The sequence below is a fragment of the Streptomyces sp. NPDC056628 genome, from assembly GCF_042792555.1.
GTDB lineage: Bacteria > Actinomycetota > Actinomycetes > Streptomycetales > Streptomycetaceae > Streptomyces.
The window spans coordinates 1-16,739 of the sequence record NZ_JBHTWG010000029.1; the positions used below are offsets into that span (position 1 = coordinate 1).

General features: G+C 72.5%; 16 protein-coding genes. 9 read left to right on the forward strand and 7 right to left on the reverse strand.

Annotation, left to right across the window (positions count from 1 at the left end):
- Window positions 1-296: 296 nt before the first annotated feature.
- Window positions 297-575, reverse strand: coding sequence for a GlsB/YeaQ/YmgE family stress response membrane protein (locus ACFRAC_RS27575; RefSeq protein ID WP_382932063.1), 279 nt, complete (start codon window positions 573-575; stop codon window positions 297-299).
- A 244-nt stretch (window positions 576-819) separates the two neighbouring features.
- Between ACFRAC_RS27575 and ACFRAC_RS27580 the strand changes: the two genes are divergently transcribed.
- Together ACFRAC_RS27580 and ACFRAC_RS27585 are read left to right on the forward strand one after the other, a co-directional pair.
- Window positions 820-1,218, forward strand: a complete 399-nt coding sequence (locus ACFRAC_RS27580) for a DUF3099 domain-containing protein (RefSeq protein ID WP_382932066.1) — start codon at window positions 820-822, stop codon at window positions 1,216-1,218.
- Between the two features lie 215 nt (window positions 1,219-1,433).
- Complete coding sequence (locus tag ACFRAC_RS27585; protein ID WP_382932070.1) at window positions 1,434-1,658, forward strand: hypothetical protein; 225 nt, start codon at window positions 1,434-1,436, stop codon at window positions 1,656-1,658.
- A gap of 36 nt (window positions 1,659-1,694) precedes the next feature.
- Here the strand turns inward: ACFRAC_RS27585 and moaA are convergent, their stop codons facing one another.
- From moaA to ACFRAC_RS27600, 3 genes are all read right to left on the reverse strand, one after another.
- Window positions 1,695-2,684, reverse strand: coding sequence for a GTP 3',8-cyclase MoaA (gene moaA, locus ACFRAC_RS27590; RefSeq protein WP_382932076.1), 990 nt, complete (start codon window positions 2,682-2,684; stop codon window positions 1,695-1,697).
- A 257-nt stretch (window positions 2,685-2,941) separates the two neighbouring features.
- The gene (locus ACFRAC_RS27595) at window positions 2,942-4,561 is read right to left on the reverse strand and encodes a cation acetate symporter (RefSeq protein ID WP_382932081.1); all 1,620 of its coding nucleotides are present in this window, start codon (window positions 4,559-4,561) and stop codon (window positions 2,942-2,944) included.
- Window positions 4,558-4,914, reverse strand: coding sequence for a DUF485 domain-containing protein (locus ACFRAC_RS27600; RefSeq protein WP_382932085.1), 357 nt, complete (start codon window positions 4,912-4,914; stop codon window positions 4,558-4,560). The genes ACFRAC_RS27595 and ACFRAC_RS27600 overlap by 4 nt, the downstream gene beginning before the upstream one ends.
- A 384-nt stretch (window positions 4,915-5,298) precedes the next feature.
- On the opposite strand from ACFRAC_RS27600, the gene ACFRAC_RS27605 reads away from it, so the two are divergent.
- The 3 genes from ACFRAC_RS27605 to ACFRAC_RS27615 all read left to right on the forward strand — a co-directional run bounded on the left by ACFRAC_RS27605 (window position 5,299) and on the right by ACFRAC_RS27615 (window position 9,330).
- Window positions 5,299-6,843: a S8 family serine peptidase gene (locus ACFRAC_RS27605; protein WP_382932088.1), complete on the forward strand. Its 1,545-nt coding sequence runs from the start codon at window positions 5,299-5,301 to the stop codon at window positions 6,841-6,843.
- A 23-nt stretch (window positions 6,844-6,866) separates the two neighbouring features.
- Window positions 6,867-8,234: a CoA transferase gene (locus ACFRAC_RS27610; protein WP_382932090.1), complete on the forward strand. Its 1,368-nt coding sequence runs from the start codon at window positions 6,867-6,869 to the stop codon at window positions 8,232-8,234.
- A gap of 67 nt (window positions 8,235-8,301) precedes the next feature.
- Window positions 8,302-9,330, forward strand: a complete 1,029-nt coding sequence (locus ACFRAC_RS27615) for a CopD family protein (RefSeq protein WP_382932094.1) — start codon at window positions 8,302-8,304, stop codon at window positions 9,328-9,330.
- 4 nt (window positions 9,331-9,334) lie between these two features.
- Here ACFRAC_RS27615 and ACFRAC_RS27620 read toward each other — a convergent pair whose 3' ends face one another.
- The gene (locus ACFRAC_RS27620; RefSeq protein ID WP_382932097.1) at window positions 9,335-10,378 is read right to left on the reverse strand and encodes a zinc-dependent alcohol dehydrogenase family protein; all 1,044 of its coding nucleotides are present in this window, start codon (window positions 10,376-10,378) and stop codon (window positions 9,335-9,337) included.
- A gap of 166 nt (window positions 10,379-10,544) precedes the next feature.
- Window positions 10,545-11,255: a VIT family protein gene (locus tag ACFRAC_RS27625; RefSeq protein ID WP_382932102.1), complete on the reverse strand. Its 711-nt coding sequence runs from the start codon at window positions 11,253-11,255 to the stop codon at window positions 10,545-10,547.
- Window positions 11,256-11,451: 196 nt separating this feature from the next.
- Between ACFRAC_RS27625 and ACFRAC_RS27630 the strand changes: the two genes are divergently transcribed.
- A complete protein-coding gene (locus tag ACFRAC_RS27630; protein WP_382932107.1) occupies window positions 11,452-12,444 on the forward strand; it encodes a DEDDh family exonuclease in 993 nt (330 codons plus the stop codon).
- Between the two features lie 275 nt (window positions 12,445-12,719).
- Here ACFRAC_RS27630 and ACFRAC_RS27635 read toward each other — a convergent pair whose 3' ends face one another.
- Window positions 12,720-12,968 carry a hypothetical protein gene (locus ACFRAC_RS27635; RefSeq protein WP_382932112.1) on the reverse strand — a complete coding sequence of 83 codons (249 nt, stop codon included), beginning with the start codon at window positions 12,966-12,968 and terminating at the stop codon, window positions 12,720-12,722.
- A 338-nt stretch (window positions 12,969-13,306) separates the two neighbouring features.
- Here ACFRAC_RS27635 and ACFRAC_RS27640 point away from each other — a divergent pair, with 338 nt between their 5' ends.
- From ACFRAC_RS27640 to ACFRAC_RS27650, 3 genes are all read left to right on the forward strand, one after another.
- Complete coding sequence (locus tag ACFRAC_RS27640) at window positions 13,307-14,107, forward strand: SURF1 family protein (protein WP_382932115.1); 801 nt, start codon at window positions 13,307-13,309, stop codon at window positions 14,105-14,107.
- A 75-nt stretch (window positions 14,108-14,182) separates the two neighbouring features.
- Entirely contained in the window at window positions 14,183-15,970 is a 1,788-nt protein-coding gene (locus tag ACFRAC_RS27645) for a glycoside hydrolase family 15 protein (RefSeq protein ID WP_382932118.1), read from the forward strand.
- A gap of 5 nt (window positions 15,971-15,975) precedes the next feature.
- Window positions 15,976-16,731, forward strand: coding sequence for an SDR family oxidoreductase (locus tag ACFRAC_RS27650; RefSeq protein WP_382932122.1), 756 nt, complete (start codon window positions 15,976-15,978; stop codon window positions 16,729-16,731).
- Window positions 16,732-16,739 lie beyond the last annotated feature (8 nt).

Genomic DNA, 16,739 nt, shown 5'->3' on the forward strand with positions numbered 1-16,739 from the left:
TCGACGCCCTCCAGGACGTCCTGAGGTGCTGGACCGGCATCTGCACCACCTGCCACCAAGCCCTGCCCAGCAGGTCACCTTCAAGGCCAAGATCGTGAGACAGACCTAACGGAGTCCTACTAGGGCGTGTTTCGAAAGGCCCGTCTGGTCCGCGACGCCTGGTACGGCGCCTCGCCGCGTTGTCGGGATCGTCCGCGTACGCCCAGTACGCGGACGACCCCCCGCCTTGCGATGCACCGCACCAGACGCCGCGGACCCCGCCCTTCGGGCGGACGACGCTACTTTCGAAACACGCCCTAGGCCCGTTCCTTGCGTTTGCCCAGCGTCGCCATGTAGAGCATGTCGCCCACGTACACGATGATCACGGCGGCGACGATCTGGAAGAGGTGCCGGATCCAGTCGATGCCGCGGGTCGCCTCGACACCGAACGCCCTGGCCACGGCGTTGCCGACGATCGCGCCGAGGATGCCGAAGATCGTGGTCAGCCAGAGCGGGCTGTGCTGCTTGCCCGGGATCAGCGCCTTGGCCAGCAGGCCCAGCACGAATCCCACGATGATCGCCCACAACCAGCCCATGACTGCCTCCTTGTACGGCTCGGGTGGAGCGGTACGGCCAGTCTTGGACCGGTCGGGGTACGCCGCATGCCGGGCACGGCCGTACGTGTGAGGACGGAGGCCGTGCGGTCGGCACCGGGAGACCCGGTCTCGTAGGCGGCGCAGGTGAGGCGTACGGTGGGACTTGTCCCGGTCCGGCCCCCCGACCGGCGGTGGACGGGTGGGAGCAGGGGGAGGGTCCGATGCGGGCGGATGGTGGAATCTGATGCGGAAGCTGCGTGCGGGCGGCAACGTCGAGGTGTTCCGGATCACCGGAGCGCGGACCGGTCTTCAGGAGGACGTACGCGGTCGCCAACGACGCTATGTCATCTCCATGTCGATCCGCACCCTGTCGGTGATCCTGGCGGCCACGCTGTGGAACGTCGAACGGCACGTCGCCGTCGTGGCGTTGGTGCTCGGCCTGGTCCTGCCGTACATCGCCGTGGTGATCGCCAACGCGGGGCGGGAGAACGCGCCGTCGCTCCCGTCGACCTTCGTGGCCACGCCGACGCGCCCCATGATCGATCCGTCGCGGACGAATGACGGTTTCACGGAGCCGTCTCCGGAAGATGTGGCGGGCACCGCGGGGCCCGGCGGACAAAGCGAACCGCGCGACCGGGCGTGACGTCCCGGAGCGTTGCACTCCGGAAGTCCGGGCTGCGCCAACCTCAGTAAAACCTCAGATCGATACTGTTGTTCAGGTGCCGGGCGGCGGGTTACCCGTGACATACTTCGTAGGCGCTCCGCATCCCCCGTCGGAGCGACGGACCGACGCCGGGCAGCTCCCCCCGTGGCTGCTCGGCGTCGCCTTTTTGTGCGCAAATCTGTGAGACGAAAATCGTGAGTGACGAGACCCCCGAGACCCCTGTCTGTTCCGCCAAGGGCTGCCGTGCCGACGCCGTCTGGGTCCTGGCGTGGAACAACCCGAAGATCCACACGCCGGAGCGGCGCAAGACGTGGCTGGCGTGCGAGGAGCATCGCGAGCATCTGTCGCAGTTCCTCGGGGTGCGAGGGTTCCTGAAGGACGTCGTGCTGATGGAGGAGTGGGAGGCGCGGGAGGCCTGAGCGCGCTCCCGGCGCCGCGCCTCACCGGGCCGGGCTCTATCCCCCGATGGCGGACATCGGCCGGTCCGGCTGCACGAACGACGGGTCGTCGAGGCCCGCGCCCGCCTTCTTGCCCCACATCGCCAGCCGCCAGATCCGGGCGATCTCCTCGTCCGGCGCCCCGGAGCGCAGGGCCGCGCGCAGATCGGTCTCCTCGCGGGCGAAGAGGCAGGTGCGGACCTGGCCGTCGGCGGTGAGGCGGGTGCGGTCGCAGGCCGAGCAGAAGGGGCGGGTGACGGAGGCGATCACACCGACGACATGCGGGCCGCCGTCCACGATCCACCGCTCCGCCGGGGCCGAGCCGCGCTTCTCCGCACCCTCCTCGGTCAGCTCGAAGCGGGTGCGCAGGGAGGTGAGGATGTCCCCGGCGGTGACCATGCCGTCGCGCTTCCAGCCGTGCTGGGCGTCCAGGGGCATCTGCTCGATGAAGCGCAGCTCGTAGTCGTGCTCGACGGCCCAGGCCAGGAGGTCGGGGGCCTCGTCGTCGTTCAGGCCCGGCATCAGCACGGAGTTGACCTTGACCGGGGTGAGGCCGGCCTCGCGGGCGGCGTACAGGCCCTCCAGGACGTCCTTGTGGCGGTCGCGGCGGGTGAGGGTCTTGAAGACGTCGGGGCGCAGGGTGTCGAGGGAGACGTTGACCCGGTCCAGGCCGGCGGCCTTCAGGGCGGGGGCCGTGCGCTTGAGGCCGATGCCGTTCGTCGTCAGGGACATCCGGGGGCGGGCGTCGAGGGCGGCGACCCGCTCGACGATGCCGACCAGCCCGGGCCGCAGCAGGGGCTCACCGCCGGTGAAGCGGACCTCCTCGATGCCGAGGGAGGTGACGGCGATGTCGATGAGCCGCACGATCTCGTCGTCGGTGAGCAGATCGGGCTTGGCGAGCCACTGCAGGCCCTCCTCGGGCATGCAGTACGTGCACCTCAGATTGCAGCGGTCGGTCAGCGAGACCCTCAGGTCGGTGGCCACCCGGCCGTAGGTGTCGATGAGCACGTGGGCCCCCTCCTGGTCATGACCAGTTCTCGACGTACGTCACCTGCGAGCCTACGTGACCGCACGGACAGTGACACGGGTCCGATCGAACGACGTGGGACGGGGCTGCTGGTAGGGATGTACGACGGAGGGGCCGGATCGGGGCGTCTATCGGTCGTAGGGCGGTTCGGGGAGGGCGTGGGCAAGCCCATCCCGTCCCCGGCACACCGAACGGCCACGTCGCGCATCACGCGACGTGGCCGCCGGGGAGAACGGGGTCAGTGGGCGCCCGTGCCCGTCAGGGAGCGGACCTCCAGTTCCGCGTACTTGCCGGCGTCCGGTTCCTCCTTGGAGAGGACCGTGCCGAGCCAGCCCATCAGGAAGCCGAACGGGATGGAGATGATGCCCGGGTTCTTCAGCGGGAACCAGGCGAAGTCGACGTCCGGGAACATCGCCTTGGGGTCGCCGGAGACGACGGGTGAGAACAGCACCAGGCCGACGGCGACGATCAGGCCGCCGTAGATCGACCACAGGGCGCCCTGGGTGGTGAACCTCTTCCAGAAGAGGCTGTAGAGGATCGTCGGCAGGTTGGCGGAGGCCGCGACCGCGAAGGCCAGGGCGACCAGGCCGGCGACGTTGAGGTCGCGGGCGAGGGCGCCGAGCAGGATGGAGACGGCGCCGATGCCGATGGTGGCCAGGCGGGCGGCCCGGACCTCCTCCTTCTCCGTGGCGGTGCCCTTCTTGATGACGTTCGCGTAGATGTCGTGCGCGAACGACGAGGACGACGCCAGGGTGAGGCCGGCGACGACGGCGAGGATCGTCGCGAAGGCGACCGCCGAGATGGTGGCGAGCAGGATGGCGCCCCAGGTCGAGTCGACGCCGCCCAGATGCAGCGCGAGCAGCGGGGCCGCCGTGTTGCCGGACGGGTTGGAGGCGATGATCTCGTCCTGGGAGATCAGCGCGGCGGCGCCGAAGCCGAGGGCGATGGTCATCAGGTAGAAGACGCCGATGATGCCGATGGCCCAGTTCACGGACTTACGGGCGGCCTTGGCGTTGGGCACCGTGTAGAAGCGGATCAGGATGTGCGGCAGACCGGCGGTGCCGAGGACCAGGGCGATGCCCAGGGAGATGAAGTCCAGCTTGGAGGTGCCTGTCGCGCCGTACTGCAGGCCGGGCTCCAGGAAGGCGGCGCCCTTGCCGCTGTTGTCGGCGGCCTTGCCGAGCAGGTCGGAGATGTTGAAGTTGAACTTCAGCAGCACCAGGAAGGTGATCAGGATGGTGCCGCCGATGAGCAGGACGGCCTTGATCATCTGGACCCAGGTCGTGCCCTTCATGCCGCCGATGGAGACGTAGACGATCATCAGCACGCCGACGAGGCCGACGATGAGGATCTTGCCCGCGTCGGAGGTGATGCCGAGCAGCAGGGAGACCAGCACGCCGGCGCCGGCCATCTGCGCCAGCAGGTAGAAGATCGACACGACGATCGTGGAGGTGCCGGCGGCGGTGCGGACGGGCCGCTGGCGCATCCGGTACGCGAGCACGTCACCCATCGTGTAGCGGCCGGAGTTCCTGAGCGGCTCGGCCACCAGGAGCAGCGCGACCAGCCAGGCGACCAGGAAGCCGATGGAGTACAGGAAGCCGTCGTAGCCGAAGATCGCGATGGCGCCGGCGATGCCGAGGAAGGACGCGGCGGACATGTAGTCGCCGGAGACGGCGAGGCCGTTCTGGAAGGCGCTGAACGACCGGCCGCCGGCGTAGAAGTCGGCGGCGTCCTTGGTCTGGCGGCCGGCCCAGACGGTGATGAAGAGGGTCGCGACCACGAAGAGCGCGAACAGGGTGATGATCAGCGACCGGTGCTCGCTGGCCTCGTTGGCCGCGAGGGTCATCGCGGGGCTCATGCGCCGCCCTCCATACGTGTCTTGATGGCCTCGGCCTTGGGGTCGAGCTTGGCGTTCGCGTGCCGCGCATACCACCAGGCGATGAGGAACGTGGTGACGAACTGGGCGATTCCGAAGACGAATGCGATGTTGATGTTGCCGACCAGCTTGGTGCCCATGAAGCCGCCCGCGTAGTTGGACAGCAGGACGTACAGCAGGTACCAGACGATGAAGGCGACGGTCAGCGGAAAGGCGAAGGAGCGGTGGGAGCGGCGCAGTTCGGCGAACTCCGCGCTCGCCTGCACCTCGCTGAACTCCTCGGTCGTGGGGAGCCGGTGTGTCTCTTTCGAGGGGGGCGGTGCGTCGGTGGCCACGGAGTCTCCTCGCGTTGCGGGCGCTGGTGCGGCGGTGGACGGGGACGGTTCGGGGGTCGGGGGCGGCTCGGGGGTCGGGGGCGGGGTGGGTACGGACATGACGGCTCTGTCTTTCGCAGTGACATGGATCACATGACCGGCTGGCGATGGTAGGGCCAGGGCGAGTGATCCAAAAGGGGGCACGACCGGGCTCGTGCCTCCTGCCCAAGGTCACGGCGCCGCGTGAGGACCGGTTCAACTCCCGCTGCTTCTTTCCGAAGATGCCCCGTCCCGATTGCTGGTCAGGGAGTTCGGGGATAGCTTCGGGCTGCACCACTCGTCATGTACCTGCCCGGGCGTCATCCACGTCCCGGGCCGTTCCGTTCCGGATGATGTGGAGATCCCATGACTCCTCTGCGGTCCAGACGCCGTCTCGGCCTCGCGGTCCCGCTGGTCCTCTCGCTGACCGCCACGCTCGGCTTCCTGCCGACGGCGTCGTCCGCGGCCCCGCTCGCGGAGCCCTCCGCGCAGGCCGCGGACTCGTCCTCCCTGGCGTACGTCGTCAACACCAGGACGGACAACCGCACGATCGAGTCCGTGAAGAAGGCGATCCAGGCGGCCGGCGGCACCGTGGTCATCGCGTACGAGCGGATCGGCGTCATCGTCGTCCACTCGGCGAACCCCGAATTCGCCCGCACGATACGGGCGGTGCGCGGTGTGCAGTCCGCGGGAGCGACCCGTACGGCGCCGCTGACCGCCGCCGGCACGACGGACGAGGGGCCCGTCGAGCCCCTGACGAAGCAGCAGGCCGCGAAGATCGCCGGCGCCGCCAAGACGACCACGGGCAGCACGGAGGGCACCCCGGAGCCACTGGAGGCGGACCAGTGGGACCTGCGGGCGATCGGCGCCGACAAGGCCGCGCTGATCAACCCGGGCAGCCGCAAGGTGACCGTCGCCGTGATCGACACCGGCGTCGACGACACCCACCCGGACCTCGCCCCGAACTTCTCCGCCTCCCAGTCGGCCAACTGCGTCGGCGGCAAGTCGGACACCAGCGCGGGAGCCTGGCGGCCGTACACGAGCGGGGACTACCACGGCACCCATGTGGCCGGTGAGATCGCCGCGGCCCGCAACGGTGTCGGCGTCGCCGGCGTCGCGCCCGGCGTCAAGGTGGCCGGCATCAAGGTGAGCGATCCGGCCAGCGGGCTGTTCTACCCGGAGAACGTCGTCTGCGCCTTCGTGTTCGCCGCCGACCACGGCGTGGAGATCACGAACAACAGCTACTACGTCGACCCGTGGATGTACAACTGCCAGACCGACCCCGACCAGAAGGCCATCGTGGACGCGGTCAACCGCGCCCAGCTGTACGCGCAGCGCAAGGGCACCCTGCACGTCGCCTCGGCGGGCAACAGCAACCACGACCTGGCCTCGGACGCCATCGTGGACACCTCCAGCCCCAACGACACGACCCCGGGGCCGCGCACCGTCGACCCGTCGGTGTGCCTCGACATCCCGACGCAGCTGCCGGGTGTCGTGACGGTCAGCGCGACCGGCGTGCAGAACCTCAAGTCGTACTACTCCTCCTACGGTCACCGCGTCGTGGACGTGGCCGCGCCCGGCGGTGACGGCCGCTACCAGGTGCCGGACACCCCGTCGAAGAACGGGCGCATCCTGTCCACGCTGCCGGACGGCGGCTACGGCTTCCTCCAGGGCACGTCGATGGCCTCCCCGCACACCGCGGGCGTCGCCGCGCTGCTGAAGTCCCGCTACCCGAAGGCGACTCCGGCCCAGCTGACGGCCCTGCTGAAGGCCCAGGCGGACAACCCGGGCTGCCCGGCGTCGTACGACCAGAACGGCGACGGCACGCAGGACGCGCGGTGCGAGGGCGGCAAGCGGCTCAACGGCTTCTACGGAGCCGGCATCGTCGACGCCCTGGACGCCGTCGACTGAGCCTTGTGGCGCATAGTGCGGTCATGACCGCACTGGAATCCGCCTGGTCGGCGGTGGGCGGCGACCCCGCCCTGCTCGAACGGGTGTCGGCCGTGGTGCGGGAGGGCGCGCTCGCCGCGCGCCTTCCCGTACGGGAGGCGGCGCGCGCCTGTGTGGGTGCGTGTGCCCTGGCCGCCGCGGAGGCGGGCGCCCGGCGGGCCGGTCTCGCCGGGGTGCCCGCGGTACGGCTGGACGACGGGGCGATCGCCACGGCGTTCGTCAGCGAACGGCATCTGCTGGTCGACGGGCGCGCGCCGGTCTGGTTCGCGCCGCTGTCCCGGTTCTGGCCGGCCGCCGACGGCTGGGTGCGCACCCACGCGAACTATCCGCACCACCGGGCCGCTCTGCAGGCCGCGCTGGGCGTGTCCCGGGAGGACCCGGACGCCGTCGCCGCGGCCGTCGCCGAGCGGCCCGCGTGCGAGGTGGAGGACGCCGTGTACGCCGCCGGCGGTCTCGCGGTGGCGCTGCGCACCCCCGCGCAGTGGGCGGCGCACGAGCAGGCGGCGGAGGTGGCCCGGCGCCCGCTGGTCGGACGGGAGCGGACGGCCCCGGCACGCGCGCGTGCGCTCCCGCCGCTCGACGGCACTCCCCTGCTGCCGGCCACCGGGGTGCGGGTCCTGGACCTGACGCGGGTCATCGCGGGGCCGGTCGCCACCCGCACGCTCGCGCTGCTCGGCGCCGACGTCCTGCGCGTGGACGCGCCGCGGCTTCCCGAACTGGCCGACCAGCACACCGACACGGGCTTCGGCAAGCGCTCGGCGCTGCTGGACGCGGCGGTGGACCGGCGCGGCCTCGAGGCATTGCTGGCGGCGGCGGACGTGGTGGTCACCGGGTACCGGCCGGGCGCCCTGGACCGGCTCGGGCTGTCGGCGCGAGCGCTGGCCGAGCGCCGGCCCGGACTGGTGGTGGCGGAACTGTCGGCCTGGGGCGCCTACGGCCCCTGGGGCGGACGGCGCGGGTTCGACAGCCTCGTGCAGGCCGCCACCGGGATCGCGGTGACCGAGGGGTCGGCCGAGCGGCCGGGCGCCCTGCCGGCGCAGGCCCTGGACCACGGCACGGGCTATCTGCTGGCGGCGGCCGTGCTGCGGGCGCTGACCGACCGGGGCGAGGACGGGCACGGCTCCCTTCTGAGCCTGTCCCTGGCGCGTACGGCGCACTGGCTGACCCGTGAGGTCGGTCCGGGCCCGGCCGGGGACGCGGTGTACGAGGCCCCGGACGACTGGCTCGCCGAGCGGGACAGCGCACTGGGCCGGCTGCGGTACGCCCTGCCGCCGGTCTCCTTCGAGGGCGGTCCGCGCGACTGGGCGCGGCCTCCGGGGGCGTGGGGCGCCGATCCGGCCAGCTGGCTCTGAGGGGCCTGGGACGGACCGGCGGAATGCTCTTCCGCCAGTTCTTTTCCGGCACTTGTGCGCCTCTGCGATGCTTTGTGAAGATCCTGAGGTGACGTTGACGAAGTCCTCGACCGGTACACCCAAGGGCAGCGAGGCCGGGTCCCGCCCCGGCGTGGGCCGGGCCGTCGCCGTACTGGCCCTGGTCGCCGCCGCCGCGTGCGTCCCGCTGCTCGGGCCGTCCGCCGCGCTGCACGGCACCGGGGAGGCCGCCGCGCCCGGCACGGCCGGGATCGGGCTGCTGCGCGCGGTGCTGTTCGCGGCGCTGTGCGTCCCGCTGGGCGAGGTGTTCGTACGGCGGCTGGCGCGGTCGGTGCCGGGGGCTCCGCCGGCCCTGCCGCGCAGTTGGGCGCCGTACGCCGCCGCCGTGGGTTTCGTCGCGGCCCTCGGGCTGGCCTCGGTCGTCTCCACGGGCAATCTGGTGCCGCACGGCCCCGCCGACCTCGACGTGGGCGGGCTCTACGCCACGCGCGACGGCAAGCTCGCGCTGCTGGAGGTCAACGCGTTCGTGGTGGCCGGGCTGTGCGCGCTGTCGCGCCGGCCCGGCACCCAGGTGTGGCCGCTGGCCGCGCTGGTCGTCGCCGAGGCGCTGCGTGCCCACCCGACCACCGAGTACGACCCGTTGCTCGGCTCCGCGCTGACACTGGTCCATCTGACGTGCGCGTCGCTGTGGGTGGGCGGACTGCTGTACGTCCTGCGGGCGCTGCGCGGCCGGGGTGCCGGGGAGGCGGGCGCGGCCCTGCTCGGGCTGTACGCGCGCGTGGCGGCGGCGCTGCTCGCCGCCCTGACGGCCACCGGGGTGTGCAGTTCGCTGCGCCGGATGCCGCCGGAGACGATCCTGACGCAGCTGACCGGGACGGCGTACGGGCGGGCCCTGCTGGCGAAGGTGATCCTCATGCTCGTCGTCGCCGGGCTGGCGCTGTGGGCCCGCGTCCGGCTGCGCCGGGCCGCCGATCCGCTGACGGCGTGCACGCCCGCGCGTGCCGAGGTCGTCGCGCTGGCCGGGGTGGTCGCGCTGTCGGGGCTGCTGACGGCGCTTCCGGTCCCGATCCGCTGGTGAGGCGTCAGGGCGTGATCATGACCTTGAGGGCGGTGCGCTCGTCCATCGCCCGGTAGCCGTCCGGGACCTCCTCCAGGCCGACGGTCCGGTCGAAGACGGGGGACGGGTCGATCGTGCCGTCCAGCACGTCGGGCAGCAGCTCCGGGATGTAGGTGCGCACCGGTGCGACACCGCCGCGCAGCGCGATGTTGCCGTCGAACAGGACGCCGAGGTCGAGGCCGGTGCCGCTGCCGTGCGGCACCCCGACGAATCCGATGGCTCCGCCGTCCCGGGTGACGCCGACCGCCGTCCGCATGGACTGCTCAGTGCCGACGGCCTCGACGACGGAGTGCGCGCCCTGGCCGCGGGTGAGTTCGCGGACGGCCTCGACCGCCGCCTCGCCGCGCTCGGCGACGATGTCGGTGGCGCCGAAGCGGCGGGCGATGTCGGTGCGGTCCGGGTGCCGGCCGAGGGCGATGATCCGTTCGGCGCCGAGCCGCCGGGCGGCGAGGACGGCGCAGAGCCCGACGGCGCCGTCGCCGACGACGGCGACCGTGGCACCCGGCCGGGCGCCCGCGCCGAGGGCGGCGTGGTGGCCGGTGCCGAGGACGTCGGAGAGGGTCAGCAGCGCGGAGAGCAGGTGGTCGTCGGAGGCCGCGTCCCCGGGCAGCCGGACGAGGGTGGCGTCGGCGAACGGCACCCGGACGGCCTCGCCCTGGCCTCCGTCGGAGCCGACGGAGCCCCAGAAGCCACCCTGCACGCAGGAGGTGGTCAGGCCCTCGCGGCAGTAGTCGCAGACGCCGTCGGACCACATGAAGGGGGCGACGACGAGGTCGCCGCGCCGCAGCCCGCTCACCTCGGAGCCGGTCTCCTCGACGAGGCCGAGGAACTCGTGGCCGATGCGCTGCCCGGGCCGGCGGGGCGACTCGCCCCGGTAGGCCCACAGGTCGCTGCCGCAGATGCAGGCGCGCAGCACCCGGACCACGGCGTCCGTGGGCTGCCGCACGGCGGCGTCGGGCACGTCCTGGACCCGTATGTCGAAGGGGGCGTGGATCGTGGTGGCTCGCATGACGAGGGTCCTTCTCGCGGGGGCGTCCGTGCGCCCGGGGTGGGCGGGCGCCCGGGGATGTCGTGCGCCCGGGGGTGGGCGGGCGCGCTTCTCACCGTACGTCCCGGCCGGTGGTCGGCGCGCTTCGGGGAGAGCGTGCACCCCGAACACGCCGTGCCCGCCTCGCCTACACCCCCGCCACCTCCAGCGCGCTGCCCGCCGCATAGGTGACGCCCATCGCCAGGGCGCCGCCCGCCATGTTGCGCAGGACGGCCCGGGCGGGGGCGGCGGCCCCCAGGCGGGCGCTGCTCCAGCCGGTCAGGGCGAGGGCGGTCAGGACGGAGGCGACGGTGACGGCCAGTCGGGTGTCGGCCGGGGGCAGCACCATCGCCAGCAGCGGTAGCAGCGCGCCGGCCGTGAACGCCAGGAAGCTCGCCCACGCCGCGTGCCAGGGGTTGGTCAGCGCGTCCGGGTCGATGCCGAGCGCCACGCGCGCGTGTGCCCGCAGGGCGTCCCGTTCGGTCAGCTGGACCGCCGCCTCGCGGGCCACCTGGCGTGACAGTCCCCGGCGCCGCAGGAGGTCCGCCAGCGCCTCCAGTTCGGCCCGCGGACGCTCTTTCAGCTCGCGCCGCTCCTCGGCCAGCGCGGCCCGCTCCGAGTCGCGCTGGGTGGAGACCGACACGTACTCCCCCGCCGCCATCGACATCGATCCGGCGAGCAGTCCGGCCAGGCCCGCCGTGAGCAGGGCGGGGCGGGCGTCGGTCGCGCCGGCCACGCCGACGACGAGCCCGGCGGTCGACACGATGCCGTCGTTGGCGCCGAGGACGGCCGCGCGCAGCCAGTTCAACCGCTCCCCCAGACCATCCCGGTGGACCTGGTCGCGCTTCGGTTCGGTCATAGGGGGAGGATCGCACCGCCCGGGACATCAGGGACGTATCGACGCTCCAGAGCCGGCCGGCGGGTGGCCGGGGCGGGCCAACACCCCGTGCCCGCCGTCCGGTTGGCGCCCGTCTGTTCGCCGGGGCCGAACAGACGGGCGGGGCGGGGCACCTGAGGGCCGGGGCTGTCAGTCCCGGCCCGTATCCTCAGTGACCATGCTCGAAGACCCGACGACCACAGCGTCCTCCCCGACTGCGTGGCCGGCCGCGTATCCGCAGGGATACGCGGTCGTTGACGTGGAGACCACCGGCCTCGCCCGGGACGACCGCATCATCTCCGCCGCCGTCTACCGGCTGGACGCGCTCGGCGAGGTCGAGGACCACTGGTACACGCTGGTCAATCCGGAGCGGGACCCGGGGCCCGTCTGGATCCACGGTCTGACGAGCGAGGCCCTGGAGGGCGCCCCTCTCTTCGCGGACATAGCCGAGGAGTTCGCGGCCCGGCTGGACGGTCGGGTGCTCGTCGCGCACAACGCCGTCTTCGACTGGCAGATGATCGCGCGGGAGTACGCGCGCGCCGAGCGGCAGGCGCCGGTGCGGCAGCGGCTGTGCACCATCGCGCTGTCCAAGGAGCTGGGCCTGCCCCTGCCCAACCACAAGCTGGCGACGCTCGCCGCGCACTTCGGCGTCGTACAGCGGCGGGCGCACCACGCGCTGGACGACGCGCGAGTGCTGGCGGAGGCGTTCCGGCCGAGCCTGCGGGCCGCGGCGGCGGGCAGCGTACGGCTGCCGCTGCAGGAGTGCCTGCCGCTGACGGAGTGGCGGGACACGGCGGTGCCCCGGATCGGCCGGCAGCCGGGCGGGGCCGGCGGCTACCGCCCGACGAGCTGGCGCCCGTCCCGCAAGCGGCCCGCCTGCCCCTACCCGAACCCGGGGCGCTACGCGGAGGGCGGGCGGCTGAAGCAGGGGATGCGGGTCGCCTTCTCCGGGGACACGTCGACCGAGCGCGATCTGCTGGAGGACCGGGCGGCCGAGGCCGGGCTCCACGTGTCGACGAGCCTGTCCCGGCTGACCAGCCTGCTCGTCACGAACGACCCGGACTCGGGCACCTCGAAGGTGCTCAAGGCCCGGCAGTACGGGACGCCGGTGGTGGACGAGGCGGCGTTCGGTCAACTCCTGGAGGACGTGGAACCGGCCACGGAGGGGTGACCGTACGGACGGGTGATTGACGCGCGCCTCGCCCGGCGCCCTCTCGCCCCGGCCGTGGCGGGGGCGACCCTCTCAGGACAGAACTTCGACCCCACCCACCTAGAAGGGCCGGCCTCACGCGAGAGGCCTGGTCCTAGGGTGGCTGGCCGACGAGACCATGATCAACATTGCCACCGGCAAGCACTTCACTTGGGGCGGCGCCAAGGGGTCGAGCCGGTGTTCCACACGGCCTGAAACGGCGAAGCGGCCCCTCCCGGGGGGGGAGGGGCCGCCTGCTAGGCCAGGGAACCAACCTTGTCGACAATGCCCACCTTCCCCTCCTCGCGGGCGCAGTGAGCCCCACAGAAGAACTGGCCGTCGGCCTCGACGCCCTGCCCGACGATCTGCACCCGGCAGTGCTCGCAGATCGGGGCCATGCGATGGATCGCACAGGAGAAGCAGTCGAACACGTGACGCGCCCCGTCTTTGGTCTCCACGGTGAACGCCAGCTCGTAGTCATTCCCGCACACTTCACAACATGTCATAAGCGGCATGGTCAGCCGCCGAAAAGTCACTTGCAAGCCGACGGCACCGAGCCGGCCAGGTGTCCTACCTGACTGGCGTAGTGGTCGACGCAAGTCCATCAGTTCAAGGACCTCGTCCGGGTCCTCAGTAAGGACCGGAGGATCCGACACCCCTCTCTCAAGCCACTCTCAGCGTCTCGCCCACGAGCACGGCTTCGACGGAAGGGCACATCGAGTCGACGGGCAGTGGTACCGCGGCGCCCACCGCGCCCGCGCGGAGGGAAAGGCGGGCGTCGTCGGCAAGGTGTGACCCGGTACCCGCGTGAAAGCACCCCTCGACCGAGTTGTACGGTCGTGGGGTGTACCGCTTCCTGTTGTCCCGGCAGTGGGTGATCCTCACGCTGGTCGCCCTGCTCCTCATCCCCACGATGATCAGGCTGGGCTTCTGGCAGATGCACCGCTACGAGGAGCGCAGCGCCCGCAACGACCTGGTCGCCGCCGCCCTCGACGCGAAGCCGGTGCCGGTGGAGCGGCTGACGTCACCGGGGCACTCCGTCACCACCGGGCAGCGCTACCGCACCGTGATCGCCGTGGGCCGCTTCGACGCCGACCACGAGGTGGTCGTCCGGCGGCGCGTCAACTCCGACGACAAGGTCGGCTTCCACGTCCTGACCCCGTTCGTGCTGACCGACGGCAGGGTGCTGCTGGTCAACCGCGGCTGGATCCCGGCCGACGGCCCCAGCCAGACGGCCTTCCCGAAGATCCCCGCGCCGCCTGGCGGCCGGACCACCGTCTCGGGCCGGCTGATGCCGGACGAGACGACCGAGGCCAGCGGCATCAAGGACCTCAAGGGCCTGCCCGACCGCCAGGTCATGCTGATCAGCAGCGAGCAGGAGGCACAGCGCCTGGACGCCCGGGTGCTCGGCGGCTACGTCGTGCAGACGGCGCCCGCGCCCAGGGGCGACCGCCCGGAGCCGATCGGCCCGCCCGGCGACGAGAACGCCGCGCTGAACTACGCGTACGCCCTGCAGTGGTGGCTGTTCGCCGCGGGCGTCCCGCTGGGCTGGTTCATCCTGGCCCGCCGCGAGGCCCGGGAACGGGTGGCGGGCGCGTCGGAGCCGGCCGAGGCCGAGCCGGTCGCGGCGGCACCCACGGCCTGACGGCGGTTGTGGCACCGGTCACACCGGGGGCTCCCGTCTGATTGGCGGTGTGACCCCCGGGGAATCCGCACTTGCGTGCACCCCCGCATCGAGGACTACGCCGTGATCGGCGACGAGCAGACGGCAGCCCTGGTCGGCAGGGACGGTTCGGTCGACTGGCTGTGTCTGCCCCGCTTCGACTCGGCCGCCTGCTTCGCCAAACTGCTCGGCGACGAGGACAACGGCCACTGGCGGATCGCCCCGAAGGGCGTCGACGGGCCCTGCACCCGGCGCGCCTACCGCCAGGACACCCTGGTGCTGGACACCGAGTGGGAGACCGCCGAGGGCGCGATCCGGGTCACCGATCTGATGCCCCAGCGCGACGAGGCGCCCGACCTCGTGCGCATCGTCGAGGGCCTGCGCGGCCGGGTCACCGTGCACAGCACCTTGCGGCTGCGTTTCGACTACGGCGCCGTGACGCCCTGGGTGCGCGAGTCCCACGGGCACCGCGTGGCCGTAGCCGGCCCGGACTCGACGTGGCTGCGCAGCGAACCCCCGGTGCACACCTGGGGCGAGAACTTCGGCACGCACGCGGAGTTCACCGTCGAGGAGGGGGAGAAGGTCGCGTTCGTCCTGACCTGGCACCCCTCGCACCGGCCGCGGCCTGCGCTCATCGACCCGTACGAGGCGCTGGAGGCCAGTGTCCGGGACTGGCGCGCCTGGGTGCGGCAGTGCCACTACGACGGCCCCTACCGGGAGGCCGTGGTCCGCTCCCTGATCACGCTGAAGGCCCTCACGTACCGGCCCACCGGCGGGATCGTCGCCGCCGCCACCACCTCGCTGCCCGAGGAGATGGGCGGGGTGCGCAACTGGGACTACCGCTACTGCTGGCTGCGCGACTCCACCCTCACCCTGAACGTGGTCCTGTCGGCGGGCTACCGGGAGGAGGCCGAGGCGTGGCGGGACTGGCTGCTGCGCGCCGTCGCCGGCGACCCGGCCGACCTGCAGATCATGTACGGCCTGGCGGGTGAGCGGCGGCTGCCCGAGTTCGAGGTGCCCTGGCTGTCCGGCTTCCGCGGCTCCGCGCCCGTACGCATCGGCAACGAGGCGGTCAACCAGCTCCAGCTCGACGTGTACGGCGAGGTCATGGACACACTCGCGCTGGCCCGTGAGGCGGGACTGCCCACCGAGCCGCACACGTGGGCGATCCAGGTGGCCCTGATGGAGTGGCTGCGTGCGCACTGGCGGCAGCCCGACGAGGGGCTGTGGGAGGTGCGGGGCGGCCGCCGGCACTTCGTGCACTCCAAGGTGATGGTGTGGGTGGCCGCGGACCGGGCGGTGCGCGCCCTGGAGCACGACCCGCAGCTCCGCGGCGACCTGGAGGGCTGGCGTGCCTTCCGCGACGAGGTGCACCGGGAGGTGTGCGAGCGGGGCTACGACGCCGAACGCAACACCTTCACCCAGTCCTACGGCTCCAGGGAGCTGGACGCCGCCGTGCTGCTCATCCCGCGCGTCGGGTTCCTGCCACCGGACGACCCGCGGGTCATCGGCACGATCGACGCGATCCGCGCCGAACTCAGCCATGAAGGGCTGCTGCGCCGCTACAGCACCGAGGGGCGGTCCGTCGACGGGCTGCCCGGCGACGAGGGAACGTTCCTCGCCTGCTCGTTCTGGCTGGCGGAGGCGCTGCACATGGCGGGCCGCACCAAGGAGGCGCGCGAGCTGTTCGACCGGCTGGTGGGCCTCGCCAACGACGTGGGCCTGCTGGCCGAGGAGTACGATCCGGTCGCCGGGCACCAGCTGGGCAACTTCCCGCAGGCCTTCAGCCACATCGGCCTGGTGAACACCGCCCTCGCCCTGTCCGGGGACGGCGGGGCAGGATAGGGACCATGGATCTTGGATTGAAGGACCGGGTGTACGTCGTCACGGGTGCCACGCGCGGCCTGGGCAACGCGACGGCACGGGAGCTGGTGGCCGACGGGGCGAAGGTCGTCCTGACCGGCCGGGACGAGGAGCGGGTCGCCGCGGCCGCCGCCGAACTGGGGCCGGACGCCGTCGGGGTGGCCGTCGACAACGCCGACGCCGAGGCCCCGGGACGGCTCGTCGCCGCCGCGCGCGAGGCGTTCGGCCGCTTCGACGGCGTCCTCGTGAGCGTCGGCGGCCCGCCGGCCGGGTTCGTCGCGGACATCACGGACGAGCAGTGGCGGGCCGCGTTCGAGTCGGTGTTCCTGGGCGCGGTCCGGCTGGCGCGCGTGGCGGCGGCCGAGCTGGGCGAGGGCGGGGTCATCGGGTTCGTGCTGTCGGGCTCGGTGCACGAGCCGATCCCGGGGCTGACCATCTCCAACGGGCTGCGGCCGGGCCTCGCCGGCTTCGCCAAGTCCCTCGCGGACGAGCTGGGGCCGCGCGGCATCCGCGTGGTGGGGCTGCTGCCGGCCCGGATCGACACCGACCGGGTGCGGGAGCTGGACGCGCTGTCCGCCGACCCGGAGGCGACCCGCGCGGCGAACGAGTCGCGCATCCCGCTGCGCCGCTACGGCCGCCCGGAGGAGTTCGGGCGGGCGGCGGCGTTCCTGCTGTCCCCGGCCGCGTCCTATCTGACGGGCGTCATGCTGCCGGTGGACGGCGGGATGCGGCGCGGGTTCTGAGCGGGCGT